General features: G+C 68.3%; 24 protein-coding genes and 1 tRNA gene. 21 read left to right on the forward strand and 4 right to left on the reverse strand.

Annotated features, from left to right (window positions below; all coding sequences use genetic code 11):
- Positions 1-5: 5 nt before the first annotated feature.
- Positions 6-842 (reverse strand): ABC transporter ATP-binding protein, encoded by an 837-nt coding sequence (locus MO1_RS02730; protein ID WP_036309306.1) that lies wholly within the window; start codon positions 840-842, stop codon positions 6-8.
- A gap of 142 nt (positions 843-984) precedes the next feature.
- On the opposite strand from MO1_RS02730, the gene MO1_RS02735 reads away from it, so the two are divergent.
- The gene (locus MO1_RS02735; protein ID WP_060915299.1) at positions 985-2,400 is read left to right on the forward strand and encodes a dihydrolipoyl dehydrogenase family protein; all 1,416 of its coding nucleotides are present in this window, start codon (positions 985-987) and stop codon (positions 2,398-2,400) included.
- A gap of 6 nt (positions 2,401-2,406) precedes the next feature.
- Here MO1_RS02735 and MO1_RS02740 read toward each other — a convergent pair whose 3' ends face one another.
- Entirely contained in the window at positions 2,407-3,198 is a 792-nt protein-coding gene (locus tag MO1_RS02740; protein ID WP_036309304.1) for an IclR family transcriptional regulator, read from the reverse strand.
- A gap of 103 nt (positions 3,199-3,301) precedes the next feature.
- Here MO1_RS02740 and MO1_RS02745 point away from each other — a divergent pair, with 103 nt between their 5' ends.
- The 3 genes from MO1_RS02745 to MO1_RS02755 are packed head-to-tail and all read left to right on the forward strand — an operon-like array spanning position 3,302 to position 5,908.
- Entirely contained in the window at positions 3,302-4,075 is a 774-nt protein-coding gene (locus MO1_RS02745; RefSeq protein ID WP_036309302.1) for a CoA transferase subunit A, read from the forward strand.
- Position 4,076: 1 nt separating this feature from the next.
- Positions 4,077-4,730 (forward strand): CoA transferase subunit B, encoded by a 654-nt coding sequence (locus MO1_RS02750; protein ID WP_165697926.1) that lies wholly within the window; start codon positions 4,077-4,079, stop codon positions 4,728-4,730.
- Complete coding sequence (locus MO1_RS02755; protein WP_036309300.1) at positions 4,727-5,908, forward strand: acetyl-CoA C-acetyltransferase; 1,182 nt, start codon at positions 4,727-4,729, stop codon at positions 5,906-5,908. Before MO1_RS02750 ends, MO1_RS02755 begins: the two co-directional genes overlap by 4 nt.
- Before the next feature lie 19 nt (positions 5,909-5,927).
- On the opposite strand, the gene MO1_RS02760 is transcribed toward MO1_RS02755, so the two are convergent.
- Positions 5,928-6,185, reverse strand: coding sequence for a hypothetical protein (locus tag MO1_RS02760; protein ID WP_036309299.1), 258 nt, complete (start codon positions 6,183-6,185; stop codon positions 5,928-5,930).
- A 72-nt stretch (positions 6,186-6,257) separates the two neighbouring features.
- Between MO1_RS02760 and MO1_RS02765 the strand changes: the two genes are divergently transcribed.
- The 9 genes from MO1_RS02765 (at position 6,258) to serA (ending at position 16,236) form a co-directional block, all read left to right on the forward strand.
- Positions 6,258-7,670 carry an alpha,alpha-trehalose-phosphate synthase (UDP-forming) gene (locus tag MO1_RS02765; protein WP_036309296.1) on the forward strand — a complete coding sequence of 471 codons (1,413 nt, stop codon included), beginning with the start codon at positions 6,258-6,260 and terminating at the stop codon, positions 7,668-7,670.
- On the forward strand, positions 7,667-8,434 hold the full coding sequence (otsB, locus tag MO1_RS02770) for a trehalose-phosphatase (RefSeq protein WP_060915165.1): 768 nt from the start codon (positions 7,667-7,669) through the stop codon (positions 8,432-8,434). Before MO1_RS02765 ends, otsB begins: the two co-directional genes overlap by 4 nt.
- Positions 8,435-8,443: 9 nt before the next feature.
- Positions 8,444-10,150, forward strand: coding sequence for a dihydroxy-acid dehydratase (ilvD, locus tag MO1_RS02775; protein ID WP_060915166.1), 1,707 nt, complete (start codon positions 8,444-8,446; stop codon positions 10,148-10,150).
- A 41-nt stretch (positions 10,151-10,191) separates the two neighbouring features.
- A complete protein-coding gene (locus MO1_RS02780; protein WP_036309290.1) occupies positions 10,192-11,985 on the forward strand; it encodes an acetolactate synthase large subunit in 1,794 nt (597 codons plus the stop codon).
- Between the two features lie 2 nt (positions 11,986-11,987).
- Positions 11,988-12,497 carry an acetolactate synthase small subunit gene (ilvN, locus tag MO1_RS02785; protein ID WP_036309288.1) on the forward strand — a complete coding sequence of 170 codons (510 nt, stop codon included), beginning with the start codon at positions 11,988-11,990 and terminating at the stop codon, positions 12,495-12,497.
- A gap of 47 nt (positions 12,498-12,544) precedes the next feature.
- Positions 12,545-13,570 (forward strand): ketol-acid reductoisomerase, encoded by a 1,026-nt coding sequence (gene ilvC / locus MO1_RS02790; protein WP_060915167.1) that lies wholly within the window; start codon positions 12,545-12,547, stop codon positions 13,568-13,570.
- A 107-nt stretch (positions 13,571-13,677) separates the two neighbouring features.
- Positions 13,678-14,163: a hypothetical protein gene (locus tag MO1_RS02795; RefSeq protein ID WP_036309284.1), complete on the forward strand. Its 486-nt coding sequence runs from the start codon at positions 13,678-13,680 to the stop codon at positions 14,161-14,163.
- A gap of 4 nt (positions 14,164-14,167) precedes the next feature.
- Positions 14,168-14,509 (forward strand): hypothetical protein, encoded by a 342-nt coding sequence (locus MO1_RS02800; RefSeq protein ID WP_036309282.1) that lies wholly within the window; start codon positions 14,168-14,170, stop codon positions 14,507-14,509.
- A 122-nt stretch (positions 14,510-14,631) separates the two neighbouring features.
- Positions 14,632-16,236 (forward strand): phosphoglycerate dehydrogenase, encoded by a 1,605-nt coding sequence (gene serA / locus MO1_RS02805; RefSeq protein WP_036309281.1) that lies wholly within the window; start codon positions 14,632-14,634, stop codon positions 16,234-16,236.
- 186 nt (positions 16,237-16,422) lie between these two features.
- On the opposite strand, the gene MO1_RS02810 is transcribed toward serA, so the two are convergent.
- Positions 16,423-16,965 (reverse strand): TetR/AcrR family transcriptional regulator, encoded by a 543-nt coding sequence (locus tag MO1_RS02810; protein ID WP_036309279.1) that lies wholly within the window; start codon positions 16,963-16,965, stop codon positions 16,423-16,425.
- Between the two features lie 64 nt (positions 16,966-17,029).
- Here MO1_RS02810 and MO1_RS02815 point away from each other — a divergent pair, with 64 nt between their 5' ends.
- The 8 genes from MO1_RS02815 (at position 17,030) to MO1_RS02850 (ending at position 24,819) form a co-directional block, all read left to right on the forward strand.
- Entirely contained in the window at positions 17,030-18,577 is a 1,548-nt protein-coding gene (locus MO1_RS02815) for an MFS transporter (protein WP_060915168.1), read from the forward strand.
- A 35-nt stretch (positions 18,578-18,612) separates the two neighbouring features.
- Positions 18,613-19,665, forward strand: a complete 1,053-nt coding sequence (locus MO1_RS02820; RefSeq protein ID WP_060915169.1) for a 3-isopropylmalate dehydrogenase — start codon at positions 18,613-18,615, stop codon at positions 19,663-19,665.
- A 49-nt stretch (positions 19,666-19,714) separates the two neighbouring features.
- Positions 19,715-20,809 carry a branched-chain amino acid aminotransferase gene (locus MO1_RS02825; protein ID WP_036309274.1) on the forward strand — a complete coding sequence of 365 codons (1,095 nt, stop codon included), beginning with the start codon at positions 19,715-19,717 and terminating at the stop codon, positions 20,807-20,809.
- A 3-nt stretch (positions 20,810-20,812) separates the two neighbouring features.
- A complete protein-coding gene (locus MO1_RS02830; RefSeq protein ID WP_060915170.1) occupies positions 20,813-21,580 on the forward strand; it encodes a fumarylacetoacetate hydrolase family protein in 768 nt (255 codons plus the stop codon).
- Positions 21,573-22,808, forward strand: a complete 1,236-nt coding sequence (locus tag MO1_RS02835; RefSeq protein WP_060915171.1) for an MFS transporter — start codon at positions 21,573-21,575, stop codon at positions 22,806-22,808. The genes MO1_RS02830 and MO1_RS02835 overlap by 8 nt, the downstream gene beginning before the upstream one ends.
- Positions 22,809-22,860: 52 nt before the next feature.
- On the forward strand, positions 22,861-24,375 hold the full coding sequence (gene gltX, locus MO1_RS02840) for a glutamate--tRNA ligase (protein ID WP_036309269.1): 1,515 nt from the start codon (positions 22,861-22,863) through the stop codon (positions 24,373-24,375).
- Positions 24,376-24,444: 69 nt separating this feature from the next.
- A tRNA-Gln gene (locus MO1_RS02845) sits at positions 24,445-24,516 on the forward strand.
- A gap of 87 nt (positions 24,517-24,603) precedes the next feature.
- Positions 24,604-24,819: a hypothetical protein gene (locus tag MO1_RS02850; RefSeq protein WP_036309267.1), complete on the forward strand. Its 216-nt coding sequence runs from the start codon at positions 24,604-24,606 to the stop codon at positions 24,817-24,819.
- Positions 24,820-24,821 lie beyond the last annotated feature (2 nt).

Consider the following 24,821-nt stretch of genomic DNA (forward strand, 5'->3'; position numbering starts at 1 on the left):
GGTCGTCACCTCGTGTCCTCCGACGCGTCGGGGAGGAGCACACCCTGAGTCCGCCCCGACCCGTCGACGAGGACTGTTCCATTCGGGGTCTGCTTCGCGCGGAAGGCGCGCGCGCCGCGATCCGTCCCGATGAAGCTCGCGACGAACTCGTCTGCCGGCGACTCGATGATCTCCGACGGGGTGCCGCGCTGAGCGATATGAGCGCCCTTCTGGAGGATCACGACCTGATCGCCGAGGAGGAACGCCTCGTCGATGTCATGGGTGACGAAGACGATCGTCTTGTCCAGCTCTCGCTGCAGGCGGATGACCTCGGCCTGAAGTTCCTTGCGGACGATCGGATCGACGGCCCCGAAGGGCTCGTCCATCAAGAGGATGTTGGGGTCGGCGGCGAGAGCCCGCGCCACGCCGACGCGCTGCTGCTGGCCGCCCGACAACTGCGCGGGATAGCGATCAGCGAAAGCGGTGTCGAGCCCGACGACCTCCATGAGCTCGAGCGCTCGACGTCGTGCCGCCGCACGGGTCTGCCCGGTCAGAACGGGGACGGTGCCGATGTTGTCGACCACCGTGTAATGCGGCAGGAGGCCCGCGTTCTGAAGCACGTAACCGATGCTCCGCCGCAGCTGCACGGCGTCGCGGGACCGGATCGACTCGCCGTCGATCACGATGTCGCCGGACGTGGGCTCGATCAGACGGTTGATCATCCGCAGGAGGGTGGTCTTGCCACACCCTGAGGATCCGACCAGGACCGTCGTCTTGCGAGCCGGCATCTCCAGCGAGACATCGTCGACGGCGGGTGCGCCGTCGCCGAAGCGCTTCGTGACGGACCGGAACTCGATCGCCATAAGGGGTCCTTTCGACCGGTGTTTCAGCAAACCACAGACCCCGGACATCGGGGCAGTCCCCGCCGACCATTGACGTCACACATCGCGTATGGCAATGGGCGATTCCGGCCCGACGGAGCCGTGCCGTCGCTACGGTGATGTGATGAGCACACGCGAATACGATCTCGTCGTCATCGGAGCCGGACCCGTCGGCGAGAACGTCGCCGACCGGGCGGTACGCGGAGGCCTGACGGCGGTGATCGTCGAGAGCGAGCTCGTCGGTGGCGAGTGCTCCTACTGGGCGTGCATGCCCTCGAAAGCGCTGCTGCGCGCCCCCGCCGCCCTTCGCGCAGCCCGCGACGTGGCCGGCGCCGCAGAGGCGGTGACGGGTCACCTCGATGTCGGCGCTGTGCTGGCGCGCCGCGACCGCATGGTCAGCGACTATCAGGACACCTCCCAGGTGTCGTGGCTGCAGAAGGCGGGGATCGACCTGGTGCGCGGCCATGGCCGTCTCTCCGGGGAGAAGGAAGTGACGGTCGAAGCGCCCGATGGGACCACGACGACACTCCGCGCGCGACACGCGGTGGCCGTCTGCACCGGATCCGCCGCGCTCATCCCCGACATCCCGGGACTGCGGGACGCTGCGCCGTGGACGAGTCGTGAGGCTACCGGGGTCCGCGTGGTGCCGTCCTCCCTCGTCGTTCTCGGCGGAGGAGTCGTCGGGGTAGAGATGGCGACCGCTTTCACCGCCCTCGGGGCAGCCGTGACCGTGATCGCTCGCTCGACCCTGCTCGGTGGGCTCGAGGACTTCGCGGGCGAGGCGGTCGGTGCGGCGCTCACCGCTGCCGGGGCGACCATCCGTACCGGCGTCGAGGTGGATCGTATCGAGCGTTCGGGCGCCGAGGTCACGGTGTCGCTCAGCGACGGTTCCCAGATCCTTGCCGATGAGATCCTCGTCGCGACCGGTCGCGTGCCCCGCACCGAGGACATCGGGCTCGACGTCGTCGGTCAGGAGCCGGGGTCATGGATCTCCGTGGACGACAGCCTCCGTGTCCCTGGCAGCGGCTGGCTCTACGCGGTCGGCGACGTCAACCACCGAGCCCTCCTGACGCACCAGGGAAAGTACCAGGCGCGGGTCGCCGGGGACGTCATCGCACGTCGAGCGGCCTCGGCGGACGTCGACACCTCCCCGTGGGGTCCGCTGGCGGCGACCGCTGACCACAGCGCGGTCCCGCAGGTCGTGTTCACGGATCCCGAGGTCGCGGCCGTCGGACACACCGCGGCATCCGCTCGTGCTGCCGGGATCGACGTTCAGGTGGTCGACTACGACCTGTCGTGGGTCGCGGGTGCGAGCACGCATTCGGATCGATACGAGGGGATGTCGCGAGCCGTCATCGATACCGATCGCGGCGTGCTGGTGGGCGCCACCTTCGTCGGGCCCGACGTAGCCGAGCTCCTGCATTCAGCCACCATCGCCATCGTCGGCGAAGTTCCGCTGCACCGCCTGTGGCACGCGGTTCCCGCCTACCCGACGGTGAGCGAAGTCTGGCTCCGGTGGCTGGAGACGGCGGGACTCTGATCCCGCTCAGCCGCGGCGGACGGACTGCACGCGAGTCGTCAGCTGGTGGGCGTGCGCGAGGAGCAGTCGACCCAGCTCGGGGAGGCGGTCCGCACCGAACCGGAACTCGACGCCCGTCAGGCTGAGCGCCCACGCGGGCCGTCCGGCGTGATCGAAGACGGCTGCGCCCAGGCCCCATGACCCGGGCACGATGAGGCCCGGATTGACCGCGTATCCACGGTCGCGCGTCTCGGCGATGCGCTGGCGGAGGGATGCCGCATCGTGGGTATGTCCCCACCGTGACGAGAGCTCGGGATGCCGACTGAGGTACGCGTCCGTGTCGTCCTCGGGCAGGAACGACAGGATGGCGAGTCCCGCTGAGGCGACGCCCAGCGGGAAGCGGACCCCTTCGCTGAGCACGAAGGATCGGATCGGGAACGAGCCCTCTTCGCGGACGAGGCAGACCGACTCGTCGCCGCGACGGACGGAGAGAAACGCACTCTCCTCCGTCTTCACGGCGAGAGAGCGCACGATGTCGCCGGCCACGTGAGTCACGTCGTAGCGGGGGGCGGCTGCAGCCCCCATGAGGAACAGTTCGGGACCGGCGAGCCAGCGCGCCGTCCGCTCGTCCTGGTCGACGAGACCCTCAGCGCGCAGCGCGGAGAGCAGGCGGTGCGCGGTCGTCCGCGTCAGCCCAGCGTCGGCAGCCAGCTCGCGGACGCCCTTGCCCGTCATCCCCGCCGCGCTGACGAGGCGGAGCAGGTGCGCGGCACGAGCGATGGCCTGGGCGCCGGGGACGGTTGCTGTCGGTCGGTCCACAATGTGGACCCTAGGCGCGCTGGTGACCACATCGCAATGAAATCCTCGTGGTGTCTGGCCCGGACGACGCATGCTGGTAACGACCGACACGAGGGAGTGCGCAGTGATCGACAAAACGGTGGCGAGCGCGGTGGAGGCTGTGGCGGACATCCCGGACGGCGCGAGTCTCGCCGTCGGCGGCTTTGGGCTTTCGGGCAACCCGATCGTTCTGATCGAGGCTTTACTCGCCCAGGGCACCCGCGACCTGTCCGTCGTGTCGAACAACTGCGGGGTTGACGATTGGGGACTGGGGGTCCTCCTCCGGGCGCGACGCATCCGAAAGATGACCTCGTCCTACGTCGGCGAGAATAAGGAGTTCGAGAGGCAGTTCCTTTCGGGTGAGCTGGAGCTGGAGCTGACCCCGCAGGGCACCCTGGCGGAAAAGCTGCGTGCCGGAGGCGCCGGCATCGCCGCGTTCTACACGCAGACGGGCGTCGGCACGCAGGTCGCCGAGGGAGGACTCCCGCGCCGGTACGACGGCAGCGGGGGAGTCGCCGTCGCGTCAGCGCCGAAGGACGTCCGCACGTTCGACGTCGCCGGCGGTGCCAAGGAGTTCGTCCTCGAAGAGGCGATCACCACCGACTTCGCCCTCGTCCACGCCCTGCGGGGCGACCGTCACGGCAACCTCGTCTTCACCAAGGCGGCGCGTAACTTCAACCCGCTCGCCGCGATGGCAGGCCGGATCTGCATCGCCCAGGTCGAGGAGCTGGTCGAGCCAGGCGCGCTCGACCCGGATGCGGTTCACCTCCCGGGTGTCTTCGTGCATCGCATCGTGGCGGTCGGCTCCGACATCGAGAAGCGCATCGAGCGACGCACCGTCGCGGCGGAAGGGAAGTGACATGGCGTTGACCAGGAGCGAGATGGCGGCGCGTGCCGCGGTCGAACTGCAAGACGGTTCGTACGTCAATCTCGGCATCGGGCTGCCGACGCTCGTCCCCAACCACGTACCCGACGGGGTGACCGTGGTGTTGCAGTCGGAGAACGGCATCCTCGGAGTCGGTCCGTACCCACGGGAGGAGGACGTCGACGCCGATCTCATCAACGCGGGAAAGGAGACGGTGACGACGCTGCCCGGCGCGGCCTTCTTCGACTCCGCGCTGAGCTTCGGGATGATCCGGGGCGGCAAGATCGACGCCGCGATCCTCGGTGCCATGCAGGTCTCGGCGACCGGCGACCTGGCCAACTGGATGATCCCCGGGAAGATGGTCAAGGGCCCCGGTGGAGCGATGGACCTCGTCCATGGCGCCGAACGCGTGATCGTCCTGATGGAGCACGTCGCCCGCGATGGGTCCCCGAAGATCGTGGTCGACTGCACTTTGCCGCTGACCGGCCGCGGCGTCGTCGACCGCATCATCACCGACCTCGCCGTCATTGACGTCACTTCGGAGGGGCTGGTCCTCATCGAGACGGCGCCAGGAGTCAGCGTGGAGGAGGTTCGGGATGCCACGGAGCCCGAGCTCCTTCTCTTGGACGGTGCGAAGGTGGAGTCATGAGCGAAGAGATCGTCATCGTCGGAGCAGCGCGCACCCCGCAGGGAAAACTCAAAGGTGCGCTGTCGTCCTTCTCCGCCCCGCAGCTGGGGGCATTCGCGATCCGCGGCGCCCTCGAGCGCAGCGGGGTGGATCCTGCCGCCGTCGACGCCGTCATCATGGGTCAGGTGCTCCCGGCGGGTTCGGGGCAGAACCCGGCGAGGCAGGCGGCGCTCGGGGCGGGGATCGGCTGGAACGTTCCGGCATCCGCCGTCAACAAGGTGTGCTTGTCCGGTCTGACCGCGATTATCGACGCCAAGCGGATGATCGCGTCCGGGGATGCCGCGGTCGTCGTCGCCGGCGGAATGGAATCCATGTCACGCGCGCCCCACCTGCTCATGGGATCTCGCGATGGGTGGACCTACGGCTCGATCGAGGTGCTGGACCACATGGCGCTCGACGGACTGACGGATGCCGCGGACGGGATCTCGATGGGACTCTCCACCGAACAGCACAACCCCGCGCTCGGCCTCACGCGCGCGGAGCAGGACCACGTCGCCGCGCTGTCGCACCAGCGCGCTGCGGCGGCGGCCGAGCAGGGTGTCTTCAACGCCGAGATCGTGCCCGTGGCGGTGCCGCAGCGCAAAGGCGACCCGCTTCGCGTCGTGGCCGACGAGGGCGTCCGCCCCGGCACGACGGTGGAGACGCTCGCGGCTCTCCGTCCCGCCTTCTCGAAAGACGGCGACATCACCGCAGGCAATGCCTCCCCGATCTCCGATGGGGCGGCGGCTGTCGTCGTGACGACGCGGGCCCGAGCGGATGCCGAAGGGTGGACGGTCCTGGCAGCCGTCGGCGCCGCGGGCCAAGTCGCCGGGCCCGACAACTCACTTCACTCGCAGCCCTCGCGCGCTATCGCGCAGGCGCTCGAACGTCAGGGGGTCGCGGCATCCGACCTCGACCTCGTGGAGATCAACGAGGCGTTCGGCGCGGTCGTCGCGCAGTCGCAGCGTGAACTGGGTGTCGATGAGTCGATCGTGAACATCCACGGCGGCGGAATTGCGATCGGTCACCCGATCGGTGCCTCGGGCGCTCGCCTCGTGGTGCACGCCGTGCACGAACTCGCCCGCCGGGGGAGCGGTACCGCGGCGGTGGGTCTCTGCGGCGGCGGTGGTCAGGGTGAAGCGCTCATCCTGACGCGCTGACCCTGCGCGACGGCTCCGGTCAGCGGCGCGACACGCGACGCTTCAGCAGCTTCTTCTTATCGTCGTCCCGGGGGGAATCCATCGGAATGAGCTTGCCGCGCGAGGCGCGACGCGTGTCGACGACGGAGCCGACCGCGAGTGCCAGGGTGATGCCCCAGCTCAGCCACGCGAGGGCGGTGCGCCAGGTGAAGGGCTCGGGGCTCCGAGCGGAGCGCAAGAGCGTGACCCCGCCTGTGACGGCCGAGAGAAGTCCGGTTCCGAACAGGTATTTGCGCATACCACCACGCTATCGCGCGGAACGCATGCCGCGGTGGTTGTTAGCCTGAACTCATCCATCGAGAGGAACACCGTGACCGTGGCTTCTGACTTCGTCGTCGTGTCCAACCGCCTTCCGGTAGATCGGACAGATGACGAGAACGAGCCCTGGCGCCGCTCTCCCGGCGGCCTCGTCACCGCCGTCGATCCCGTGATGCGGAGCAACAACGGTGCGTGGGTCGGTTGGCCCGGACAAGCCGATGTCGAGCTCGACCCGTTCGAATTCGATGGGCTGCAGCTGGTGCCGGTCATGCTGACCGCCGACGATGTGCAGCTCTACTACGAGGGCTTCTCGAACGACACGATCTGGCCGCTGTACCACGACGTCATCGCGACTCCGACGTACCACCGCACGTGGTGGGACGCCTACGTCAAGGTGAACACCCGCTTCGCCGAGGCGGCATCGCGGCACGCGGCCGAGGGCGCGACGGTCTGGGTCCACGACTACCAGCTGCAGCTCGTGCCGAAGCTGCTCCGCGAGCTCCGACCGGACCTCACGATCGGCTACTTCCATCACATTCCGTTCCCCGCATACGGCCTCTACGCGCAGCTGCCCTGGCGTCGGCAGGTGCTCGAAGGTCTGCTCGGCGCGGATGTCATCGGCTTCCAGCGGGTGGCGGATGCCGGAAACTTCGCCCGTGCTGTGCGGAGACAGCTCGGGTTCGACACCAAGGCCGGCGCGATCTCGGTGCCGACCCCCGACGGCGGCGTCCGGACAGCGGTGGCGCGCGCCTACCCGATCTCGATCGACGCCGCCGAATACGAGGACCTCGCGAAGCGCCCCGACGTCCGAGCCCGCGCGGAGGAGATCCGCACGAGCCTCGGCAACCCGAAGGCGATCCTCCTCGGGGTCGACCGGCTCGACTACACGAAGGGCATCCGACACCGCCTGAAGGCCTACGGCGAACTGCTGGCAGACGGTCGGTTGTCGGTCCACGACGTGATCCTCGTCCAGGTGGCGAGCCCGAGCCGGGAGCGGGTGCAGACCTATATGGAGCTCCGCGACGAGATCGAACTGACGGTCGGTCGCATCAACGGCGACGCCGACGAGCTCGGGTACAGCGCGATCCAGTACCTCCACAACTCCTACCCCCGCGAAGAGATGGTCGCGCTCTTCCTCGCGGCGGACGTCATGCTCGTGACGGCGCTCCGCGACGGGATGAACCTCGTCGCCAAGGAGTACGTCGCCAGTCGTGTCGACGGCGGCGGTGCTCTCGTGCTGAGCGAATTCACGGGGGCTGCCGACGAGCTGACCCAAGCGATCAAGGTCAACCCGCACGACATCACCGGCGTGAAGGACGCGATCATGCAGGCGATCGACATGCCCCAGAAGGAGAAGGACCGCCGGATGCGGGCTCTCCGTCGCCGCGTGCGTGAGAACGACGTCGCGAAGTGGTCCGAGCGCTTCCTGTCGGATCTGAACGCGGCTCGGAAGGAGCACCCGTGAGCGATCTCACCACGGTCACTCGTGCACAGCGACTCCTCGTCGCCCTGGATTTCGACGGCACCCTTGCGCCTCTCGTCGACGACCCGATGAGTGCTCGCATGTTGCCCTCCGCCCGGCGCGCCGTCGACGCGCTCGTCGCCGCGCCCGAGACCGTCGTTGCGTTCGTGTCCGGTCGATCGCTCCGCGACCTCCGGGTCATCGCCGAGTACGCGGAGGGGTCGCCGATCCTCCTCGCCGGCTCCCACGGCGCCGAGTACCTGATCCCCGGCGGGCCGGCCGACCAGACGCTCCATCCGGACGACACCGCTTTGCGCGACCGGCTGCGAGCCGAGGCCGAGGAGCTCGCGACAGCGGTACCCGGTGCCTGGATCGAACCCAAGACGTTCGGCTTCGGAGTCCACCTCCGCACGGTCTCGGACACCACGGCCGCCGCCCGGCTCCGTGAATCCGTCGACACCCTGATGGCGGAGGCCGCACCGCACTGGCGTCGACGCCAGGGCCACGACATCGTCGAGTACGCGTTCACGGACGCCGGGAAGGATGCCGCCGTCGCCCACCTCCGCGACGTCGTCGGCGCCACCGCGGTCATCTTCGCCGGCGACGATGTCACGGACGAGGACGCGATCCGCTCGCTCGGCTCCGACGATCTCGGCATCCGCGTCGGGGCGGGGCAGACGGCGGCCTCGGTTCGTGTGGGAGACATCGAAGAACTCGCCGCTTTGCTGTCGACTGTCGCACGCGAGCGCGTCGCCGCACAGCAATAGACTTCGAGAATGCCCTCTCCCGACGAGACCATCGACATCAAGCCCCGCAGCCGCGCGGTCACCGACGGCATCGAAGCCACCACTTCGCGAGGAATGCTCCGCGCGGTGGGAATGGGCGACGAAGACTGGGACAAGCCCCAGATCGGAATCGCCTCCAGTTGGAACGAGATCACCCCTTGCAACCTGAGCCTCGACCGGCTCGCTCAGGGCGCCAAGGAGGGTGTCCACGCCGGCGGCGGGTACCCGCTGCAGTTCGGCACCATCTCGGTCTCCGACGGCATCTCCATGGGTCACGAGGGCATGCACTTCTCCCTCGTCAGCCGTGAGGTCATCGCCGACTCGGTGGAGACCGTGATGATGGCGGAGCGTCTCGACGGTTCCGTCCTCCTCGCGGGGTGCGACAAGTCGATCCCCGGCATGCTGATGGCGTCTGCCCGCCTCGACCTCTCAAGCGTGTTCCTCTACGCCGGCTCGATCGCGCCGGGCTGGGTCAAGCTCAGCGACGGCACCGAGAAGGACGTCACGATCATCGACTCCTTCGAGGCGGTGGGCGCCTGCCTCGCTGGCAAGATGAGCGAAGCCGACCTCAAGCGCATCGAGTGTGCGATCGCCCCCGGCGAGGGAGCGTGCGGTGGCATGTACACCGCCAACACGATGGCCTCGGTCGCCGAGGCGCTGGGTCTCAGCCTGCCCGGCTCCGCCGCCCCGCCCTCGGCCGACCGGCGGCGCGACTACTACGCGCATCGCTCCGGCGAGGCGGTCGTCAACCTGCTCCGCCAGGGCATCACGACCCGCGACATCCTCACGAAGGAGTCGTTCGAGAACGCGATCGCACTCGCCATGGCCCTCGGTGGATCCACGAACGTCGTGCTCCACCTGCTCGCCATCGCCCGCGAGGCGGAGGTCGACCTGACGCTCCACGATTTCAACCGCATCGGCGACAATGTTCCCCACGTCGCCGACATGAAGCCGTTCGGCAAGTACGTCATGAACGACGTCGACCGGCACGGCGGCATCCCGGTCATCATGAAGGCCATGCTCGACGAGGGGCTTCTCCACGGTGACGCTTTGACGGTGACGGGCAAAACCCTTGCTGAGAACCTCCGCGACCTCGACCCGGACCCCATCGACGGCACCGTCATCCACACGTTCGACGACCCGATCCACGCGACCGGCGGCATCACGATCCTGCACGGTTCGATGGCTCCCGAGGGCGCCGTCGTGAAGACCGCGGGGTTCGACGCCGCGGTCTTCGAAGGACCCGCTCGTGTGTTCGAGCGTGAGCGTGCCGCGATGGATGCGCTCGAAGCGGGCCGCATCAACGCCGGTGACGTCGTCGTCATCCGTTACGAGGGTCCGAAGGGGGGCCCTGGCATGCGCGAAATGCTCGCCGTGACGGCCGCCATCAAGGGCGCTGGCCTCGGAAAAGATGTACTACTGTTGACGGACGGACGATTCTCAGGCGGCACAACCGGCCTGTGCATCGGCCACATAGCTCCCGAAGCAGTGGACGCAGGTCCCATTGCCTTCGTGCGCGATGGTGATCTGATACGGGTCGATATCGCTGCTCGCTCTCTCGACCTACTCGTCGACGAGGCTGAGCTGGCCTCCCGCCGTGACGGCTGGGAGCCCCTTCCCCCGCGCTATACCCGTGGCGTGCTGGCCAAGTACTCGAAGCTCGTGCGCTCCGCCGCGGAGGGCGCGACGACGGGCTAGGCCCCACACACCCGTCATCCATCACCACAGAGGTCCCATTCATGTCTTCTGACACCGTTGCCGCTGTGCCCCGTCCGCCGGCCGGAGGCCCATCCACGCCGATGCTCACCGGAGCGCAGGCCGTCGTCCGCTCGCTGGAGCTCTTGGGCGTCACCGACGTCTTCGGGCTACCGGGCGGAGCCATCATCGAGGTCTACGACCCGCTGATGGACTCGACGGAGCTCCGCCACATCCTGGTCCGCCACGAGCAGGGTGCGGGTCACGCCGCCGAGGGGTACGCCGCGGCATCCGGTCGTGTCGGCGTCGCCATCGCGACGTCCGGTCCGGGCGCCACGAACCTCGTGACCGCGATCGCCGATGCGTACATGGACTCGATGCCGATCGTCTGCATCACCGGGCAGGTGTACTCGACCCTGATGGGGACGGATGCCTTCCAGGAAGCCGACATCGTCGGTATCACGATGCCGATCACGAAGCACTCCTTTCTCGTGAAAGACCCGGCCGAGATCCCCGCCGCGATCGCAGCCGCGTTCGAGATCGCGTCGACGGGTCGCCCCGGCCCTGTCCTCGTCGACATCACGAAGGACGCCCAGCAGGCCAAGGCGCCCTTCGTCTGGCCTCCCAAGGTCGACCTCCCCGGCTACCGGCCGGTCACGAAGGCCCACGGCAAGCAGATCCAGGCCGCGGCGCAGCTGATCTCCGAGGCCAAGAAGCCCGTGCTTTACGTCGGCGGCGGCGTGGTTCGCGCCGGTGCGGCCGCCGAGCTCCGCCGGTTCGCTGAAGCGACCGGCGCGCCCGTCGTGACGACGCTCATGGCTCGTGGGGCGTTCCCGGACTCACACCCGCAGCAGCTCGGCATGCCGGGCATGCACGGGACGGTCCCCGCGGTGCTCGCCCTGCAGGAGTCCGACCTGTTGATCGCCCTCGGTGCCCGCTTCGACGACCGTGTCACGGGCAAGGCTGCGCTGTTCGCGCCCGACGCCAAGGTCGTGCACGTCGACATCGATCCGGCGGAGATCGGCAAGATCCGCTCCGCCGACGTCCCGATCGTGGGCGACCTGAAGGATGTACTGGTCGATCTCGACGCCGCGTTCGCCGGGATCGCGAAGCCCGATATCTCGGAGTGGTGGTCGTACCTCGACGGTCTTCGCACCGAGTTCCCCCTCGGGTACGCGCCGACGACCGATGGACTCCTCTCGCCGCAGCACGTCATCCAGCGCATCGGCGAGATCACCGGGCCTGAGGGCGTATTCGCTTCCGGCGTCGGTCAGCACCAGATGTGGGCGGCGCAGTTCATCGGGTACGAGCGGCCAAACGCGTGGCTCAACTCCGGCGGCGCCGGCACGATGGGTTACGCCGTTCCCGCTGCCATGGGCGCGAAGGTCGCACAGCCCGATCGTGCGGTGTGGGCGATCGACGGCGACGGCTGCTTCCAGATGACGAATCAGGAACTGGCCACCTGCGCGATCAACAAGATCCCCATCAAGGTCGCGATCATCAACAACTCGTCGCTCGGCATGGTGCGTCAGTGGCAGACCCTCTTCTACGACGGTCGCCACTCGAACACCGACCTCAACACGGGCCATGACAGTATCCGCATCCCGGACTTCGTCAAGCTCGCCGAAGCGTACGGCTGCCTCGGCATCCGTGTCGAGAAGGCCGAAGACGTGGATGCCGCCATCGCCCTCGCCCTCGAGACCAACGACCGTCCGGTCGTCATCGACTTCGTCGTGAGCGCGGACGCGATGGTGTGGCCGATGGTGCCGCAGGGTGTCAGCAACAGCTACATCCAGTACGCGCGTGAACACGCGCCGGCGTTCGAGCAGGGGGACTGACGATGAGCAAGCACGTCCTGAGCCTCCTCGTGGAGGACAAGCCGGGTCTGCTGACCCGCGTGGCGGGCCTCTTCGCCCGCCGCGGATTCAACATCGACTCGCTCGCCGTCGGCGTCACCGAGGTGCCGGGACTGTCGCGCATCACGGTCGTCGTCGACGTCGAAGAGCTCCCGCTCGAGCAGGTGACCAAGCAGCTGAACAAGCTCGTGAACGTCATCAAGATCGTCGAGCTCGATTACGCCAGCTCCGTCCAGCGCGAGCACATGCTCGTCAAGGTCCGCGCCGACAACCAGACTCGATCCAACGTGATCGAGGTCGTCAACCTCTTCCGCGCGTCCGTCGTCGACTACGCGACCGACGCCCTCGTCGTCGAGGTCACGGGCGACCGAGGCAAGGTCGACGCGTTCCTCAAGGCGCTCGAGCCCTTCGGAGTGAAGGAACTCGCGCAGTCCGGCATGGTCGCCATCGGCCGTGGCGGCAAGAGCATCACCGAGCGCGTCCTGCGCGGCTGACATCCCGAACTTTCTCTACCGACATCTACAAGGAGATACACACGAACATGGCTGAGATCCTCTACGACGCCGACGCCGACCTCTCGCTCATCCAGGCCAAGAAGGTCGCCATCGTCGGGTACGGCTCGCAGGGCCACGCCCACGCCCAGAACCTCCGCGACTCCGGCGTCGAGGTCGTCATCGCCCTCAAGGAGGGCTCGAAGTCCGCTCCGAAGGCGAGCGAGGACGGCTTCGAAGTGAAGTCCGTCGCGGATGCCGCTGAGTGGGCCGACCTCATCATGATCCTCGCGCCCGACCAGCACCAGCGCGGCATCTTCAACGACGAGATCAAGCCTCACCTCGCCGCGGGTAAGACCCTCGCCTTCGCGCACGGCTTCAACGTGCGCTTCGGCTACATCGAGGTGCCCGATGACGTCGACGTGATCCTTGTCGCCCCGAAGGCGCCCGGTCACACGGTGCGTCGCGAGTTCGTCGCGGGACGCGGCATCCCCGACATCATCGCGGTCGAGAAGGATGCTTCTGGCCACGCCTGGGACGTCGCCCTCGCCTACGCGAAGGCGATCGGCGGCACCCGCGCCGGCGTCATCAAGACGACCTTCACGGAAGAGACCGAGACCGACCTGTTCGGTGAGCAGGCCGTCCTCTGCGGTGGCGTCTCGCAGCTCGTCCAGTACGGGTTCGAGACCCTTTCCGAGGCCGGCTACCAGCCGGAGATCGCCTACTTCGAGGTGCTCCACGAGCTGAAGCTCATCGTGGACCTCATGTGGGAGGGTGGCATCGCCAAGCAGCGCTGGTCGGTCTCCGACACCGCGGAGTACGGCGACTACGTGTCCGGCCCGCGCGTCATCGACGCGAGCGTCAAGGAGAACATGGGCGCCGTTCTGGCCGACATCCAGTCGGGTGCCTTCGCCAAGCGTTTCATCGACGACCAGGACAACGGCGCGGTCGAGTTCCAGGAGCTTCGCGCCAAGGCTGCCGCACACCCGATCGAGGCCGTCGGCAAGGACCTCCGCGCCCTCTTCGCGTGGAAGCAGCAGGATTCGGACTACACCGAGGGGTCGGCCGCGCGCTGACCCTCGGCATCCCGCCCTCGGCGCATCCGTCGAGACCGGCTTGAAATGAGCCACGGAGGCCCGGCCCTTACAAGGGGTCGGGCCTTCGGCGTCGATAGACTCGAGCCGTGCCTTCCGACCCCCGAGACGACGAGGACGCCTTCCGCTGGGAAGGCGACGATTCGCCGACGCGCCCACCGCGTCCGGAGCGGGCGGACACGTCCCTCCCGAGCGGATGGCACGCCGTCGGGAAGGGCAGCGAGCCGCAGCCGGATGCGCCGGACGCCGAGCCGGTTCCTGTCACAGCCGAGGAGACCTCGCCGCCGGCATCCCTCGGTAACGTCGCGCTGGTCTCCCTGGGTCTCCTGGGTGGGATCTACCTGCTTTACGCCATCGGCTGGCTGCTCGGCGGGTCCCGGACCGCGCTCGTCATCTCGCCGTTCCTCGCCCCCAGCGCGGTCGTTCCGGCACAGTGGCTGGCTGTCGCGGCCCCCGTGCTGTGGTTCGGCGGAACCATGCTGCTGACGCGGGCGTCGGCGAGCTGGGTGCGGTTCGTGTGGCTCGTGGTCGGCGTCTTCTTGCTGCTGCCCTGGCCCTTCGTGAGCGGAGTGTGACCTCGTGACGACGACTTCCTCCGCACGCCGAGCCCCCTCGTGGCTGCGCTCCACCGTCGCCGGCGTCTTCGGTCTGTTCTACGCGTACGCCGTGTGGACGGCTGTCGCCTTCCTCATCGCTCAGGCCACCGCGGTCGAAGGTCTGAACGGCGCGGGGTGGGCGATCCTGCTGTTCTCGGTGGTGTTCCCGATCATCGTCTTCGTGGCGGGACTCCTGCTCGGGCGCCGGCGACAGATTCTGCATCTGGCGGTGATCCTCGTCGTGGGGTTGGGCCTCGTCGCGGTGTTCTGGTTGAACATCCTCACCTACGCGATCACGAACGGTAACTCTCTGTTCGGAGGGTGATCGCCGTCACACGGTCAGGCCCGTGTGATCCGATTCGCTAGGCTGGCCGTGCCGCGTACCGTCGTCGGTCCCAGCCCGGCCGGCTTCGTGGCGATCCACTCTCGCGTACCCGAAGGTCTGCCGTGCCCAAGCCTGTCGTCCTCATCGCCGAAGAACTCTCTCCCGCCACGATCGAGGCCCTCGGCCCCGACTTCGAGGTCCGATCCGTCGACGGCGCCGACCGCGCCGCTCTGCTCCCCGCGCTGGCCGATGCCGCCGCTGTCCTCATCCGCTCCGCGACGAAGATGGATGCCGAGGCGATCGCCGCGGCCCCGTCTCTCAAGGTGATCGCGCGGGCCGGTGTCGGTCTCGACAACGTCGACATCAAGGCGGCCACCAGCGCCGGCGTCATGGTGGTCAACGCTCCGACGTCGAACATCATCTCCGCCGCCGAGCTCACGGTTGGCCACATCCTGAGCCTCGCTCGTCACATCCCCGCGGCGCACGCCTCGCTCGCCGTCGGAGCGTGGAAGCGGTCGTCCTTCACCGGAACCGAGCTGTTCGAGAAGACCGTCGGCATCATCGGACTCGGTCGCATCGGAGCGCTCATCGCGGCTCGTCTGCAGGCGTTCGGCGTCTCGGTCGTCGCGTACGACCCCTATGTCACGCCCACGCGGGCTCAGCAGCTCGGCGTGCAGCTCCTCGGCCTCGACGAGCTTCTGCGAACGAGCGACTTCGTGACGATCCACATGCCGAAGACCCCCGAGACGACCGGCATGATCGGCGCCGCGCAGTTCGAGATCATGAAGGATACGGCGTACGTCGTGAACGTCGCCCGCGGCGGCCTCATCGACGAAGAGGCGCTCCACACGGCGCTGACGACCGGCCAGATCGCCGGCGCGGGTCTCGACGTCTTCACGAGCGAGCCCCCGAAGGAGGACGGCACGGCGTTCCCGCTGCTGTCGCTGCCGAACGTCGTCGTCACGCCGCACCTGGGCGCGTCGACCGACGAGGCGCAGGAGAAGGCAGGCGTCTCGGTCGCGAAGTCCGTCAAGCTGGCCCTCGAGGGCGACCTCGTCCCGGATGCCGTCAACGTCGCCGGTGGCGTTATCGACCCGTTCGTGCGGCCCGGCATCGCCCTCGTCGAGCAGCTGGGTCAGATCTTCACGGGGCTCGCACCGAGCGCCCTCACGAGCCTCGACATCGAGGTGCGCGGCGAGCTGGCCGACTACGACGTGAGCGTCTACCGTCTCGCGGCTCTCAAGGGGATCTTCACGAACATCGTGAGCGAGAACGTGTCGTACGTGAACGCTCCCTTGTTCGCCGAGCAGCGCGGAATCGAGACGCGCCTCATCGTCGAGTCCGAGAGCCCGCTGTACCGGAACATCACGATCCTCCGCGGCACTCTGTCTGACGGCACCGTGCTCACGGTCGAGGGGACGCTCGCAGGCACCCGCATGGTTCCGAAGGTCGTCGGCATCAACGGGTACGAGGTCGAGGTCCCGATCAACCGCTATCACGTGGTCATGCGGTACGCCGACCGCCCGGGCATCGTCGCGATCTACGGCCAGAAGCTCGGCCAGGCGGGCATCAACATCGCCGGACTCCAGGTCGCCCGTCCGGACTCGAGCGGCCGCGCCCTGTCGGTGCTGACGGTCGATTCGCCCATCCCCGAGGCGATGCTCGACGAGCTCCGTGAGGCGGTCGCTGCCGACCTGTTCCGGCAGATCGAGCTCACCGAGGTCTGACGCCTCACGGCATCCCTCGTTCCCCCGTCGCAACACGCCGCGCGTTCGCGCGAACTGCGACGGGGGAGTGAGGCGGCGACCCGTGCCTGCTGCTCACCTGTCGCAACACGCCGCGCGTTCGCGCCGATTGCGACAGGGGAAGTACCCCGACGGCGCCGCGCGACGACGACACCGGCGAGGGATGCCTCAGCGCGCGGCGCGCTCGACGAGGGCGATCAACGCCGCCAGGTCTTCGCCCTGGGGAATCGGGCCCGGCACGCCGGTCGTCGCGAGGGCGCTGTTGTAGTACAGCCCGTCACTTACGAGCAGGACGAGCTGGAGCGCACTCTCGTCCCGCGTGTGCGGGCGGAGCGCGTCCTCCCAGACGCGACGCGCGTCGCGCAGAGCGGCGGAGGCGGCTTTGTGGCCGGTCTGCGCGAGCCGCGACGTCGCGACGATCGCCCGGTCCAGGGGAGTGTCGGACTGCACGGACGTCCGCACGAAGACGGAGATGACGCCGTCAGGGGAGCCGAGCATCTCCTCGACGTCGGCGTCGACGAGATGCAGCATCCGGTCGATGAGCGCCGTTTCGAGAGCCTCCTTCGACGCGTAGTGATAAAGCAGTCCACCCTTCGAGACGCCGGCGGCAGCAGCCACCGCATCCATCGTCGCGCCGCGGGCGCCGTCGTCGATCAGCGCAGCCTCGAAGGCGTCGAGGACACTTTCGCGTGCCCGCGGTGGTCTACTCACGTATCGATCCTCTCGCGGCTGTGTGTCGATTCTGTTACTATACCGGCTGGACGGTGTATTAATCATGACTTTGACTGAAGAGATCCGAGTGGCCGACGCGGCCGGAACGCGACAGGGATGGCGCGGGTGGGCGGCGCTGGCGGTGCTCATGCTGCCGGTGCTCCTGGTGTCCGTCGACAACACGGTGCTGAGCTTCGCCCTGCCCGAGATCGCCCGCGACCTCACTCCCACGAGCGCGCAGCAGCTGTGGATCATCGACGTGTATCCGCTCGTGCTCGCGGGCCTGCTCGTCACGATGGGGTCGCTCGGGGACCGCTTCGGCCGCCGCCGCCTCCTGATGATCGGTGCAACCGGCTTCGCCGCGGTGTCCGCCCTCGCTGCCTTCTCGCCGACGGCGGAACTCCTCGTCGTCGCTCGCGCCGCCATGGGTGTCTTCGGCGCGATGCTGATGCCCTCGACCCTGTCGCTCCTGCGCAGCATCTTCACCGACCGCGATCAGCGCCGCCTCGCCATCGCGGTGTGGGCCTCGATGTTCTCCGCCGGATCCGCGCTCGGGCCGATCGTCGGCGGAATACTTCTCGAGCACTTCGCGTGGGGTTCCGTGTTCCTGCTGGCGGTGCCCGTCCTCATCCCGCTGCTCGTCCTCGCGCCGATCCTCGTGCCGGAGAGCCGCGATCCGAAGCCGGGCCGAATCGACCCCCTCAGCATCGTGCTGAGCATGGCGACGATGGTGCCGGTCGTCTACGCCATCAAGGAGTTCGCGGTCCATGGTGCGGGCGTCCTCCCGCTCGTCCTGGTGGTCGTCGGCGTCGTGTTCGGATGGCTCTTCGTGCGTCGTCAGCTGCGTTCCGAGAGCCCCATGCTCGACATGCGCCTGTTCCGTCAGAGCGCGTTCACCGGAGCCCTGCTCGTGAACCTGCTCAGTGTGGTGGCGCTCGTAGGGTTCCTCTACTTCGTCACACAGCACCTGCAGCTCATCATCGGCCTCAGCCCGCTGCAGGCCGGGCTCGCCCTCGTGCCCGGACTCGTGCTCATGATCGTCTCGGGCCTCACCGTGGTCCCGGTCTCGCGCCGCGTCTCGCCGCGTGTCGTCGTGCCGGTCGCGCTCGCGCTGTCGGTCGCCGCGTATGTCGTGATCGCCGTGTCGACGGATGCCTCGGCCCTCGGCACGCTCATCGCCGCCTTCGGCCTCCTCGGCATCGGCATCGGTGCCGCTGAGACCGTGTCGAACGAGCTGATTCTCGCCAGCGCCCCGCCGGCGAAGGCGGGAGCCGCGAGCGCGGTCTCCGAGACCGCCTACGAACTCGGCGCGGTTCTCGGCACCGCCGTGCTCGGCGGCATCCTCACCGCGCTCTACCGCTCAGGCATCATCCTGCCGTCCGGTCTCCCCGCCGGGTCGGCCGATGCCGCCCGCGAAACCCTCGGCGGTGCCGTCACGGTCGCAGAGACGCTGCCGGCCGATCTGGGCGCTCGTGTGGTGGACGCTGCGGCATCCGCTTTCGACGCGGGCGTCGGCGTCACCTCGATCATCGGCGCCGGGCTGGTCGTCTGCGCGGCCGTGATCGCGGCCACTACGCTGAAGGGAACCCGCACTCCGCGCGTCGACCACTGAGCACGCGCGGGTCACCCCCGACAACGAGGAGAGCGATGTCGCGCGTCGTGAAGCTGGCCGTCATCCCCGGAGACGGCATCGGCCCAGAGGTCATCGCCGAGGCCGAGAAGGTGCTCGACGCCGTCACCGAGAGCGCGGAGGTCACGTTCGAGAAGACGCGGTTCTCCCTCGGCGCCGCCCGCTACCTCGAGACGGGCGACACGCTCACCGACGAAGACCTCGCCGCGGTCGCATCCCACGACGCCATCCTCCTCGGTGCGGTGGGCGGGATGCCGGGCGACCCGCGCCTCAAGGACGCCAACATCGAGCGGGGTCTGCTTCTCAAGCTCCGGTTCGCGCTCGACCACTACGTGAACCTCCGCCCCTCGGTGCTCTACCCGGGTGCGCCCGGTCCGTTGGCAGAACCCGGTGAGATCGATTTCGTCGTCGTCCGCGAGGGCACCGAGGGGCCCTACGTCGGCAACGGCGGTTCGATCCGCACCGGCACGCCCCACGAGATCGCGAACGAGACGTCTGTCAACACCGCCTTCGGCATCGAGCGAGTGGTGCGATTCGCCTTCGCTCAGGCCGAGAAGCGTCGGAACAAGCTGACCCTCGTGCACAAGACGAACGTCCTCGTCCACGCGGGCGGCATGTGGAAGCGGATCGTCGATGAGGTGGCATCGGAGCACCCGAACGTCGCCGTAGACTACCTGCACGTCGACGCGGCGACGATCTTCCTGGTCACGAACCCGGGCCGCTTCGACGTGATCGTCACCGACAACCTCTTCGGTGACATCCTGACCGACTTGGCCGGCGCCGTCACCGGAGGCATCGGCCTCGCCGCTTCGGGGAACATCAACCCCGACGGTGCGTTCCCGTCGATGTTCGAGCCCGTGCACGGTTCCGCGCCGGACATCGCCGGACAGCAGATCGCCGATCCCACCGCCGCGATCCTCTCCGTCGCCCTCCTGCTCGACCACCTCGAGCTGAGCGACGAAGCGCAGCGCGTCACCCGCGCCGCCCGAGAAGACATCGAAGCCAGGGACGGCTCCGCCCGCACGACCGCGCAGGTCGGCGACGCCATCACCGCACGCCTCCGGGCGTAATCTGAGGGGATGCGCGTCGCGCAGCCCCCGCGCGAGGAACAGGACTGACATGACCCTCACCGACTCGACCGCCGCACCGCTCACCTTCTCGGTGACGAAGAATCTGGCCGCGGTCTCGCCGTCCGCCCGCGAGGAGATCCTCGCCAACCCCGGGTTCGGCACGAACTTCACCGACCACATGGTCGACATCTGCTGGTCGTCGAAGGGCGGCTGGCACCGTCCGCGCGTCTCGCCGTACGGTCCCATCTCGCTGTCGCCGGCCGCCGCCGTGCTGCACTACGGCCAGGAGATCTTCGAGGGCATCAAGGCCTACCGCCATGCCGACGGATCGATCCACACGTTCCGTCCCGAGCAGAACGCGCGCCGGCTGCAGCGCTCGGCGCGGCGAATGGCGCTTCCCGAGCTGCCCGAGGAGTACTTCCTGCAGTCGCTGCGCGAACTCATCGCCGTCGACGGTGACTGGGTCCCGTCAGGAGACGACCAGAGCCTCTACCTCCGTCCCTTCATGTTCGCCAAGGAAGCGTTCCTGGGGGTGCGCCCCGCGCAGAAGGTGGCCTACTACCTGATCGCCAGCCCTGCCGGCGCCTACTTCAAGGGCGGGGTCAGCCCCGTGAAGATCTGGCTGAGCGAGGACTATGCCCGCGCAGGCAGGGGCGGCACCGGTGCGGCCAAGACGGGCGGCAACTACGCGGCCAGCCTGCTGCCCCAGGCCGAGGCCTACGAGAAAGGCTGCGACCAGGTCGTCTTCCTCGACGAAGACGGCAACGTCGAAGAACTCGGTGGCATGAACGTGGTCTTCGTGATGAAGGACGGCACGCTCGTGACCCCTGAGTCGGAGTCGATCCTCGCCGGCATTACGCGCGACTCGATCCTGCAGCTGGCCGAAGACCGCGGGCACCGCGTCGAGCGCCGCCCGGTCTCCCTCACCGAGTGGCGCGATGGCGTGGCCTCCGGTGACATCGTCGAGGTATTCGCCTGCGGCACGGCCGCGGTCGTCACGCCCATCGGCGCACTGATGGCCACCGACTTCGAGGATGCCCAGCCGACAGGGACGCTCGCCCTGGAGCTTCGTCAGCACCTCACCGACATTCAATACGGTCGCGCCGAGGACGTGCACGGCTGGCTGACGCGGCTGGACGGTTGACCCATGCGCATCGTCCGCTACAGCCGCAACGAGGCCATCCGCTACGGAATCATCGACGAGAAGGAGGTCGTCGAGCTTGCCGGTGATCCCCTCTTCGCCGGGTTCGAGACGACGGGGGAGCGGATCCCGCTCGCCGAGATCACTCTTCTCGCGCCGTCCATCCCGAGATCGAAGATCGTCTGCGTCGGCAAGAACTACCGTGACCACGCCGCCGAGATGGGTGGCGAGGCGCCCGGCGAGCCGCTGCTGTTCCTGAAGCCCAACACCTCGGTAATCGGTCCGGATGATGCGATCGTCCGTCCGTCACAGTCGCGGCGCACCGATTACGAGGGGGAGCTCGCTGTCGTCATCGGCCGCGTGGCGAAGAACGTGCCGGCCGACAGGGCGCTCGACTACGTCTTCGGCTACACGATCGGCAACGACGTCACGGCGCGAGACCTGCAGAAGTCCGACGGCCAGTGGTCGCGTGCCAAGGGGTTCGACACGTTCTGCCCGCTGGGACCGATCATCGAGACGGAATTCGATCTCGACGGCGGTGCCCGCATCGTGACCCGCGTGAACGGCGAGGTCCGCCAGGATGGTCCGATCTCGGACATGGTCCACTCGGTTCCCGACATCATCGCCTACGCGTCTGCGGCGTTCACGCTGCTGCCCGGCGATGTGATCCTCACCGGCACGCCCGCGGGCATCGGCGAGTTCGGGGCCGGAGACGTCGTCGAAGTGGAGATCTCGGGACTCGGCATCCTGCGCAACACGGCGCGGAATGCCTGACGGAGAGCTCCTCTCCACGACGGCGGGCGATGTCGCCCGCATCCAGCGGCGGACCGTCGGAGTCCTCGCGGCCGGTCAGATCCTCGGCGGTGTCGCCTTCGGAGCGACCGTGTCGCTCGGCGCGCTTCTCGCTGCCGACCTGTCGGGTGAGGAATCGCTGTCAGGGTTCGCGACGGCATCCGTCACGCTCGGAGCAGCCCTCTGTGCGATCCCGCTGGCGCGACTCGCAGCCGCTCAGGGGCGTCGGCGCGCGCTGACCCTCGGCAACCTGCTCGCGCTGGTCGGGATCGCCGTCGTGATCACGTCCGCAGCGCTCCGCCTGTTCCCGCTGCTGTTGGTCGGAGTGATCCTGATCGGCGCCGGCAACGCCGGCAACCTGCAGTCCCGTTTCGCCGCGACCGACCTCTCTCAGCCGGGCCGTCGCGGCCGCGATCTCGGCACCGTCGTCTGGGCGACGACGGTAGGCGGGGTCGTCGGGCCCCTCATGTTGACTCCCGGCGAGGCGGTCGGGCACTGGCTCGGGATGCCGCCCCTCACCGGCTCGTACGCCTTCTCGATCGTCGCGCAGACCCTCGCCCTGACGCTCTATCTCGTCGCACTGCGGCCGGATCCGTTGAAGATCGCGCAGCGGATCGCCCGTACTCGGGATGCCGGGGCGCAGCGCATCGTCGAGGTCGACCGTCCCATCGTCGCCAGGTATGCGGTGTTCGCGGTCGCGGGCTCTCACGTCACGATGGCGTCGGTCATGGCGATGACGCCCGTCCATCTCTCGCATCTCGACCCGCGGAACGTCACGACGATCGTCGGAGTCACGATCGCCCTGCACGTGTTCGGCATGTACGGGTTGTCGCCGGTCTTCGGCATCCTCGCGGACCGGTGGGGCCGTCTGCGAACGATCCTCCTCGGCCAGGCGATTCTCGCGGCCTCGCTGGTCACGGCAGCGATCGCCCCGAACTCTCCGACGGCGGTCCTGATCGCTCTCCTCCTCCTCGGTCTCGGCTGGAGCGCGGCGACCGTCGGAGGCGCAGCCCTCTTGACGGAGGCGACGCCGACCGAATTGCGTCCGCTCAGGCAGGGTCGGAGTGACACGGCGATGACCCTGTCGGCCGCGATCGGCTCGGTGCTGGCGGGCGGCATCCTCGGTCTGATCGGCTACGGCGGGCTCGCGCTGGTGGCTCTCACGGTCGTTATCGCGATCACCGTGCTTTCGCCGTACGCGCGGCGCTGAGCCCGCTTCACGTCTCGGAAGGGGAGGGGCTGCGGTCGTAGACTGGGATGCGATGTCCACTGCACCGCACCCCTTGACCACGACCGCTTCCGGCTCGGACGTCCGCGTCCGCTTCTGCCCCTCGCCGACGGGGCTCCCGCACGTCGGGATGGTCCGCACTGCCCTGTTCAACTGGGCCTACGCGCGACACACCGGCGGCAAGATGATCTTCCGCGTGGAGGACACCGACGCCGCGCGCGACAGCGAGGAGAGCTACCGCCAGCTCGTCGACGCGCTGACGTGGCTCGAGATCGACTGGGACGAAGGCGTCGAGAAGGGCGGCCCGCACGAGCCGTACCGGCAGTCGCAGCGCCACGACATCTACCGCGAGGTCCTCGACAAGCTCATCGCCAGCGGCGCCGTGTACGAGTCCTACTCGACGGCGGACGAGATCGATGCGCGCAATGCCGCGGCCGGGCGCGCGAAGCAGCTGGGCTACGACAACTACGACCGGACGCTGACCGATGAGCAGAAGTCCGCCTTCCGTGCGGAGGGTCGGGAGCCCGCGTGGCGTCTTCGTGTGCCCGCGGAGGACGTCACCTATGTCGACCTCATCCGCGGTGAAGTCACCTTCCCGGCAGGGTCTTTCCCCGACTTCGTGATCGTGCGTGCGGGCGGGATCCCGCTGTACACGTTCACGAACCCGGTCGACGACGCTCTCATGGGCATCACGCACGTCCTCCGCGGCGAGGACCTCATGCCGTCGACCGCTCGTCAGCTCGCGCTGTACAGCGCCCTCGTCGACGCGGGTGTCACCGACTTCGTCCCGCGCTTCGCGCACATGCCCCTCGTCCTCGGGGAGGAGGGCACGAAGAAGCTCTCCAAGCGCGACCCGAAGGCCGACCTGTTCCTGCAGCGCGAGAAGGGCTTCATCCACGAGGGGCTCTTGAACTATCTCTCGCTTCTTGGCTGGTCGATCGCGGCCGACCGCGACGTGTTCTCGCGTCAGGAACTGATCGAGGCGTTCGACATCGTCAACGTCAACCCGAATCCGGCCCGCTTCGACCAGAAGAAGGCCGAGTCGATCAACGGTGACCACATCCGGATGCTGGCGCCCGAAGACTTCGCGTCGCGCCTGGTTCCGTACCTCGTCGGCGCCGGCGTCGTCAGCACACCCCCCACCGACGCTCAGCGCGAGATGCTGACGAAGGCGGCGCCGCTCGTCCAGGAACGCATGCAGATGCTGGGCGAGGCGCCGGGGCTCCTCGGTTTCCTCTTCCGCGACGTGGACTCCTACGACGAGGACGCACTCAAGGGACTCCCCGCGAACGCGGCGGAGGTCCTCGAAGCATCCGTCGCCGCGCTCCAGGGTGTTCCTGCCGAGGAATTCCACGCCGAGGCGATCCAGGCGGCCCTCGCCGGCGCGCTCATCGACGGGCTCGGTCTGAAGCCGCGGGTGGCGTACGGACCCGCCCGCGTGGCGCTGAGTGGACGTCGGATCTCGCCGCCCCTCTTCGAGTCGATGGAGCTGCTGGGCAAGGACGTGTCGATCGCTCGCCTCGAGCGGCTGCGGGCGACACGCGGCTGACGCCTCGGTTTGGCCGGGACCGCGCCGTGGGCTAAGCTTGACCCTCGGAACGGTTTCGGCCGGATCCCTTGGGGTATGGTGTAATTGGCAACACGGCGGTTTCTGGTTCCGTTGTTCTTGGTTCGAGTCCAGGTACCCCAGCAAGATGAAAAACCCCCGCTCCGGCGGGGGTTTTTGCTTTTGCCTTGAGAGGTGTTCCCACGCTCCGCGCAGGCGCACAATGGTCGCATGGGACTCTTCACTCAGCGACCGGAAGAACCGTCGGAATGGGGCGGGCTGCCGTCCGAACCGTTCGACCCGCGAAGCCCCGTCGAACGACTGGGTGACGGACCGACCGCGGGGGACTGGTCGCCGGATCTCCTCTCCGAGGCGCCCGTCACAGCGACCTGGGTCGAGATCCCCGTTGATCCTGCACCCGAGGGGGGCTCCGGCGACGGAGACTGATC

It is taken from the genome of Microbacterium oleivorans NBRC 103075 (assembly GCF_001552475.1).
Classification (GTDB): domain Bacteria; phylum Actinomycetota; class Actinomycetes; order Actinomycetales; family Microbacteriaceae; genus Microbacterium; species Microbacterium oleivorans.